Below are 7,564 nucleotides of genomic sequence, written 5' to 3' on the forward strand. Positions count from 1 at the left end.
TCTGCCGCTGCGGCAGTGAGCAGGCGTCGAGTTAACCGGTCCGAGTGACGGTCAGCCGCACATGGCCGCGGTTGTTGCCATAGAAATGCCAGGCATCATTGGCAAAGCAGTACAGGTAGCCGGGGCCTTGCGCTGGTGTCCAGGTGTCACGCCCGGCGCCGATGACCAGTGTCTCGTGCGGCAAGAGTGAACCATGTTGGTGCGCCTGCACTCGGCCATTGGCGATGACGCCGACCAGGGCAAACCAGGGGGCGGTCTCGAGCCGACGGCTGCCGATGAAGCGCGTGCTGGGATTACCGGTGATTCGGGCGAAGCCTTGCTGAGCGCGGCCGATGAGAGAGCCAAAGCCGTGCCCGAGACGCGCAAAGAGGTTTGGCGGCTGGCACTCCCCGGCAGGGCTGCAGGGGATCGCCGCGTCTAGCCATTCACCGCTGGCTTCGAACCCATAGCTAGCACCGGCTTCGAGATAGAGGCCGGTATCGTTCCAGTGCTGGGCGGCAAAGAGGTCCAGGGTTTCGCTCTCGCCGACGGCTAGAAGCCGGGTAGGCCGGTAAGGGGCCTGGTTGAGGGGCGGCTGTTGCTGACGGGCGAGCGCCGAGGGGTGGAACTGATCACCTCCGGCCGCAGAAGTCAGCGCTGGCACGCTGCGTGGCTGATGGAACAGTCGCCGCCAGATCCCATTCAGGGAGTCGTGTAAACGGTCCCTTGGGTCTGGCGAGATCTGGACCACCATGTCGGGCGCAACGCCGAGCCCGAGTGGCGAGGCCTCGTCGAGTATCCACTTGAGCGCGCCGTCGGAGAGTCCCGTTTCGGTGTGGCCGCCGCCAACATCGCCATGATTGCCCGGGAACCAGAGCTGTCGGACATTGCGGCGTCCGTCGAGATTGCTCCAGAGGGTCGGACTGAAGCTGGCCCGCGTCTCGTCCAATGCGAGCGCGTGGCGGGCGTTCAGGACCTGCTCATTGAGTTCGGTATCGTGAAAGCGATAGCGGGAGGCATCGTCGAAGAGGTTCAGCACACCGAAGTTGTCCGGGATGCCGAGCGCGCCGACCGTATCCCAAACGCCCAGGAAATAGATCAGGTTCGCCGATGTGCCGTTGCTGCGGTGGTGGAAAGCGAGGCCCCGCGACCAGGTAGCCGGATCCTCGCGTCGGCGGTAGCCGTGCTCGTAGACGCGCTCGACCGCATCCCAGGCGTGGTGATCGCTCAGTCCCCTGGTGTCGAGCAGCCCACAGCGCGTGATCAGACCAGCGAGGCTGCGCACCGTATAGGCGCCGCGACTGTAGCCGAACAAGAACAGACGATCATCGGGCTGATACGCATCGGCGAGCCAGCGGTAGCCGCTCATCACGTTCCTGCCGAGGCCAACACCGAGCGCACCGCCGGCGAGCCGTCGCAGCCAGGACCCCTCGGTGCCGAGCCCTGGATGGTAATAGCGCAGCTGCGGCTCGCTGTCGGGGCCATTGTCGGCGAGTGCGCTGAAGAGCCGGACTACGTTGGTAGGGCGCGGAATGCCGTCGGTCTCTTGCTCTGCGGTGCTCCAGGTTCCATCCGCGCAGACGATCAGGTTTCGCATCTTGGCGGTCTCGCTGTGGCTGATTTCAACCGCAGTCTAGTCCCGCTTCGTCGCCCGAGCTAGGTTGATGCATCACAGTTCAGGCAGTCGCTGCACCTGCTTCGACGCCACCAGTACATACATCCCCGGCACCACAAAGAGCGTGAACAGGGTGCCGATGCCAAGCCCAGTGGTGATGACGAGGCCGATATCGAAGCGGCTCACGGCACCGGGTCCGCTGGCGAGCAGCAGTGGGATCATCGCCACCAGCATCGCCACCGTGGTCATCAGGATTGGGCGCAATCGGATCTGGGCGGCCTGCTCGACCGCCTCGCGCTTGTCGAGCGCGTTGCGCTCGCGCAGCAGATTGGCGAATTCGACGATCAGGATGCCGTTCTTCGCGATCAGCCCGATCAGGGTGATCATGCCCACTTGGGTGTAGATATTGACGCTGGCGAGCCCGAGGAACAGGAACACCATGGCCCCGGCAATGGTCAGCGGCACCGACATCAGGATCACGAACGGATCGCGCCAGCTCTCGAACTGCGCCGCCAGAACCAGGTAGATGACCAGGATCGAGAGGAAGAAGGTCGTTTCGAGCGCGCCACCTTCGCTCTTGAACTGCCGCGACTCGCCCTTGTAGTCCCAACGCACATTGCGCGGAAAGATCTCGGCGGCGCTCTCCTCGAGCGACGCGAGGGCGTCGCCGAGGGTTACCCCAGGCGTTGGTACGCCGGAGAGGGTGACCGCGTTCAACTGCTGGAACTGAGTGCGCTGCGAGGGCTCGACGGAATGTCGAATCTCGACCAGCGTTGACAGCGGCACCAACTCGCCACCGTCGGTGCGAATGTAGTACGACTCGATGTGATCGATGGCGTTGCGGGCCTCACGATGGACCTGCGGGATCACCTTGTAACTGCGGCCCTCGAGGCTGAACCAATTCACGTAGTCCTCGTTCAGCATCACCGCCAACGATTGCCCTAGCTGCTGCATATCGATGCCGAGATCGCCGGCCAGATCGCGGTCGATCTCGATGATGGTGCGCGGGCGTTCGAACTTCACATCCTTCTGCAGGAACATGAACTGGCCGCTTTGCATCGCGCGCCCAACCAACTCATCGGCGAGGCGATCGAGTTCCTCGTAGCTCGCATCCGAGAGGATGACGAACTCGACGGGCACGCCGCGTCCCGGCGAGGGCAGGCTGGGGCGCGGGAAGATCACGGTCTGGAAGCCGGGCACGCTGGCCAGTGTGCCCTGCAATTCAGGCTGGATCGCCATCTGCGAGCGCTCACGCTCCGAGGGCTGCGACATCTTGAAGCCACCGAAGGTGCTGGTCGGGCTGCCGCCGAAGCCGGCGATGATGAAGCTCTCCTTGTATTCCGGGATCGCCTCGAACCGATCCAGGATCTGGTCGATATAGCGCAGGTTGTAGTCGACGGTGGCGGTCTGCGGCGCGGTCGCCTGAAAGAAGAGGATGCTTTGGTCCTCTGTCGGCGCCAGCTCCTTCTGCGTCATCGTGTACATCACATAAACGCTGCCGATGACGGCGACGGCGATGATCACGGTGAGGCCCGGATAGCCTAGCCAAGCGTGCAGTGACTTGCCGTAGACGCGCGCGAGCCATTGGAAGAAGGACTCGACTGCGTGCTCGAAACGGCCCGCGTCCTGCCCCGTTCGCAGTACCCGCGCCGAGATCATCGGCGAGAGGGTGAGCGCGACGACGCCGGAGATCAGAACGGCACCGGCCAAGGTGAACGCGAACTCGACGAACAGCGAGCCGACCAACCCGCCCATGAAGCCGATCGGGGCATAGACCGCGACCAGCGTCGTGGTCATGGCGATGATCGGTCCGGCCAGCTCGCGCGCCGCATCGACCGCCGCGTCGAGCCCGGTCTTGCCCATCTCGATGTGGCGATGCACGTTCTCGACCACGATGATGGCGTCATCGACGACGATACCGATCGCGAGCACCATCGCCAGCAGGGTCAGAAGGTTGATCGAGAAGCCCGCGAGCAACATCAGGAAGCCCGCGCCGACCAGTGACAGCGGCACCGCCACCGACGGCACGATGGCCGCGCGCAGTGAGCCGAGCGAGAGGAAGATCACGAACAGCACGATCAGCACCGCCTCGGCCAGGGTCTTGAAGACCTCGTTGATCGACTCCTCGATGAACTCGCTGGCGTCATAGGGGATATGCGCCTCGAGCCCTTCTGGGAACTGCGCCCTGAGACCAGGCAGCGCATCGTGAACCCGTTGCGCGACGTTGAGCGGGTTGGCGCCCGGTGTCTGCTCGATGCCGATGAAGATCGCCGGAATCCCCTTGTAGAGGGTGGCCGAGTCGTAGTTGGCGGCGCCGAGTTCGACCTCAGCGATGTCTTCCAGGCGCACCAAGGTGCCGCCGTTCTCCCGCACCACCAGGCGGCGGAAGCTGTCGACATCGCCAACATCGGTGGTGGTCGAGAGGTCGATCTGGACCATCTCGCCCTTGATCTGGCCAACGCCGGCCAGGTAGTTGTTCGCCCGCAGCACCTGCGCGACCTGCTCGCCGCTGATGCCGAGCGCGGCCATCCGATCCGGGTCGAGCCAGACCCGCATCGCAAAGGTCTGGTTACCGAAGATCTCGGCCTTGGCGATGCCTTCGAGCGCCTGTAGCTGCGGTTGCACGACCCGGATCATATAGTCGGTGATCTGCGGCAAGTCCATCTTCTCGCTGTAGAAGGCGAGGTACATCAGTGCCGTTGAGTCGCCGGTGGTGGAGTCGATGACCGGATTTTGCGCCGCCTCGGGCAGCACATTGCGCTGACTGGCGACCTTGGCTTGGATCTCCGCGACTGCGGCATTGGGGTCGTAGTTGAGGCGCATGTTGGCCTCGATGGTCGAGACGCCCTGGGTGCTGGTCGCGGTCAGGTAGTCGATGCCATCGGCCTCGGCGATCGCCTGCTGCAAGGGCGTGGTGATGAAGCCCTTGACCAGTTCGCTGCTGGCGCCCGGATAGGCGGTGGTGACGGTGACCACCGTGTTCTGGGTCTCCGGGTATTGGCGGATCTCGAGGCCAATGATCGCGCGCAGCCCAAGGATCAGGATCAGCAAGCTGACCACGCTGGCCAAGACGGGCCGGTGGACGAAGATGTCGGTGAAGCGCATCGGCTCAGGCCTCGCTGTCGGCGTCAGCGCTGTCGCTCGGCGGCGCCGCTTCTGTCTCATCCGGCGCGACCTGATCCTCATCCTCGACGACCTTGACGCTCGCGTCGTTGCGTAGCTTCACCTGTCCGGCCAGCACGACCCGCTCGCCCGCCTCGAGCCCGCTCAGGATCTCGACCTCTTGATCGCGCACGGCACCGGTCTTGACCTGGCGCCGTTGCACGATGAGCCCCGAATCCTGTCCTGAGTTCTGCTCGGAATTCTGCTCAGAATTCGGCTCGTCATCGCTTGGCTCGATCACGAACACCGAATCGCCATAGGTGTTGAACGTGATGGCTTGGCGCGGCAACGTGAGCACAGCGTCGCGTGCCGCCATCAGGGTCTCGATCTTGGCGAACATCCCCGGCAGCAAGAGGCGGTCTGGGTTCGGTACCAAGGCCCGCACCTGGATGTTGCGGGTCTCACGATTCACGGCTGGGCTGATCGCCTGGATGCGACCCTCGAAGACGCGCGCGGGATAGGCCTTGACCTTGACCTCAACCGGTTGCTCGACCTCGATCTCGGAGAGCTGCCGCTCGGGGAGGGCATAGTCGACATAGACCGGATCGAGTGCTTCGAGCTCGACGATCGCGGAGCCGGCATCGAGGAATTGGCCGAGGTTGACGCGGCGAATCCCGAGCTGGCCGTCGAAGGGGGCGAGGATGGTCTTCTTGCGGATCAGCGCCTCTTTCTCGCGCACCTGGGCGAGGGACTCGGAGACGCGGGCATTGAGTTCGTCGACATCGCCCTGGGACACCGCGCGATCACGCAACAGCTTCTGGTTGCGCGCGAGCTGCAGCCGCGCCAGATCGAGACTGGCCTTGAGCCCGACCAGCGCGGCCTCGTCGACCTCGGTATCCAGCTGGACGAGGGCCTGGCCCGCCGTCACTTGATCACCCGACTCGAACAGGATGCGCTTGACCTGCCCGGCCACCTCGTTGTTGACGATCACACCCTGTACCGCCTGCACATTGCCAACCGCTTGCAAGCGCGGCTGCCAGCGCGTCGCCTGGACCTCGGTGGCGGTGACCGTAGAGGGTGGTTGCGGCTGTGAGAGCTGCGCCATATTCTCTTGGATCTGTTGATACTTGAGGAAGGCCAGCCCCCCGCCGAGCAGCGCGAGGATGAGGATGACGAGCAGCGAGCGTAAGATCATCGATCAAGTCCGTTAGCAGCGAAGGAACCAAAGCGGGCGATCAGACGGCTTAGGGCTGGCTGTTCAATCGCTTGGATTCAAACATTTGTTTTGTGCATTGGGCGCAAGTATACAGAAGTGCTGTAGACGATGTTTTAGTGACGATAACGGCCTTGGAGTTCGCCGATGATGTCGCCAAACCGAACCTTCGTTCTCCTCTCCGGGATCTGCGGACTGGTGCTCACGATGGGGGTGGCGCGCTTCGCCTACACCCCGATGCTGGCCTACATGCAGGCACAGACCGGCCTGGGTGATGCGCTCGCCGGCTGGCTCGCAGGTTGGAATTATCTTGGTTATCTCACCAGCGTACTCGTGGTCACGCGCATGAAGGATCTGATGCGCAAGGATCTGCTGTACCGGATCAGCCTGCTGTTGGCGGTCGCCACCACGGCGATGATGCCGCTGGCTGAGTTCACGCCGATGATACCGGGCTTGGATGAGGCCTGGATCTGGGGCCTGAGCCGCTATCTGGCGGGGGTCAGTACCGCTGGTGGACTGATGCTGGGCTCGGGGCTGATCCTGAACTGGCTGATCCGCCATGGGCACCGCAGTGAACTCGGCCTGCACTTCAGCGGGCTCGGGCTGGGGATTGTCCTCGGCGGGCTGCTGGTGGAACTGGCCGCGCCCTATACCGACTGGCGCGGCCAGTGGTGGCTGCTCACCGGCGTTGGCTTGCTGCTGTTGATCCCGGCCTGGTACTGGTTGCCGCAGCCGAATCAGGGGGTTCCGCTGAGCGCCCGCTCGCGCGAGGCCGCCAGTGAACCCGGTCCGCTGTGGTTGTGGCTGCTGCAAGCGGCCTATCTGTGCGCCGGCTTCGGTTACACGATCAACGCCACCTTCACCGTGCTGATCACCGAGCAGCAGCCAGCGCTGAGCGGGCAGGGTGGGCTGATGTGGCTGTTGGTCGGTCTCGCGGCGGCGCCGGCCCCGGTCCTCTGGGACCGGATCGCGCGCCGCTTGGGGTATTTGCGTTCGCTGCAGACCGCCTATCTGCTGCAGATCATCGGCATCCTGCTGCCGGTCTTCAGCGGCTCCTTGGCGGCGGCCATTGCCAGCTCGCTGCTGTTTGGCCTCACCTTCATCGGCATCGTCTCCTTGGTATTGACGATGGTTGGGGTGCGTTACCCGGCGCATCCGGCGCAGATCATGGCGCGGCTGACGGTCGGCTTTGGTATCGCGCAGATCATCGCCCCGGTGGTCGCCGGCGAGCTGGCGGAGCTGCGCGGCACGTTCGATGACTCGCTGATCATGGTCGGCGTGATCATGGTGCTCGGGCTGCTGTGTTTGGTGGCGATGGAGCGCGTTGCGACGAACGCCGAGAAGCGCTGATGACCCCCGATGATCCTCGCATCATTCAACAGGCCTTACCCAGGGGGTAATGATTTATGGCGCGGAATCCGCAACTGCTGCGCTCGCAGCGCTGCAGTGAATTGCACGACCTGTGCCAGCAGGGAGCCGATCAGCAACACATCTTGCGCATGCGCCCAAGTGAGACTCGTGAACAAGCAGGCAAACGGCTGCAGAAGGAGCACAGGTTAGCTCTACAGGTGCAGCCCTTTTAAGGTATTGTAATCTATAATCATCTTCTAGCGACCCTGGAGCTGATGACCGGATGTTTGACGGTGTCCTGCAAC

At 63.6% G+C, this 7,564-nt stretch carries 4 protein-coding genes; 1 reads left to right on the plus strand and 3 read right to left on the minus strand.

What is annotated here, in order from left to right; genetic code table 11:
• Positions 1-31: 31 nt before the first annotated feature.
• From AC54T3_RS08490 to AC54T3_RS08500, 3 genes are all read right to left on the minus strand, one after another.
• On the minus strand, positions 32-1,576 hold the full coding sequence (locus AC54T3_RS08490) for a T6SS phospholipase effector Tle1-like catalytic domain-containing protein (protein ID WP_496623965.1): 1,545 nt from the start codon (positions 1,574-1,576) through the stop codon (positions 32-34).
• A gap of 72 nt (positions 1,577-1,648) precedes the next feature.
• Positions 1,649-4,699: an efflux RND transporter permease subunit gene (locus tag AC54T3_RS08495; RefSeq protein ID WP_496623967.1), complete on the minus strand. Its 3,051-nt coding sequence runs from the start codon at positions 4,697-4,699 to the stop codon at positions 1,649-1,651.
• 4 nt (positions 4,700-4,703) lie between these two features.
• Positions 4,704-5,891, minus strand: a complete 1,188-nt coding sequence (locus AC54T3_RS08500; RefSeq protein ID WP_496623969.1) for an efflux RND transporter periplasmic adaptor subunit — start codon at positions 5,889-5,891, stop codon at positions 4,704-4,706.
• Positions 5,892-6,056: 165 nt separating this feature from the next.
• Here AC54T3_RS08500 and AC54T3_RS08505 point away from each other — a divergent pair, with 165 nt between their 5' ends.
• Entirely contained in the window at positions 6,057-7,259 is a 1,203-nt protein-coding gene (locus AC54T3_RS08505) for a YbfB/YjiJ family MFS transporter (RefSeq protein WP_496623971.1), read from the plus strand.
• The last annotated feature ends 305 nt before the right edge of the window (positions 7,260-7,564 follow it).

It is taken from the genome of Halochromatium sp. NSM3, from assembly GCF_059621085.1.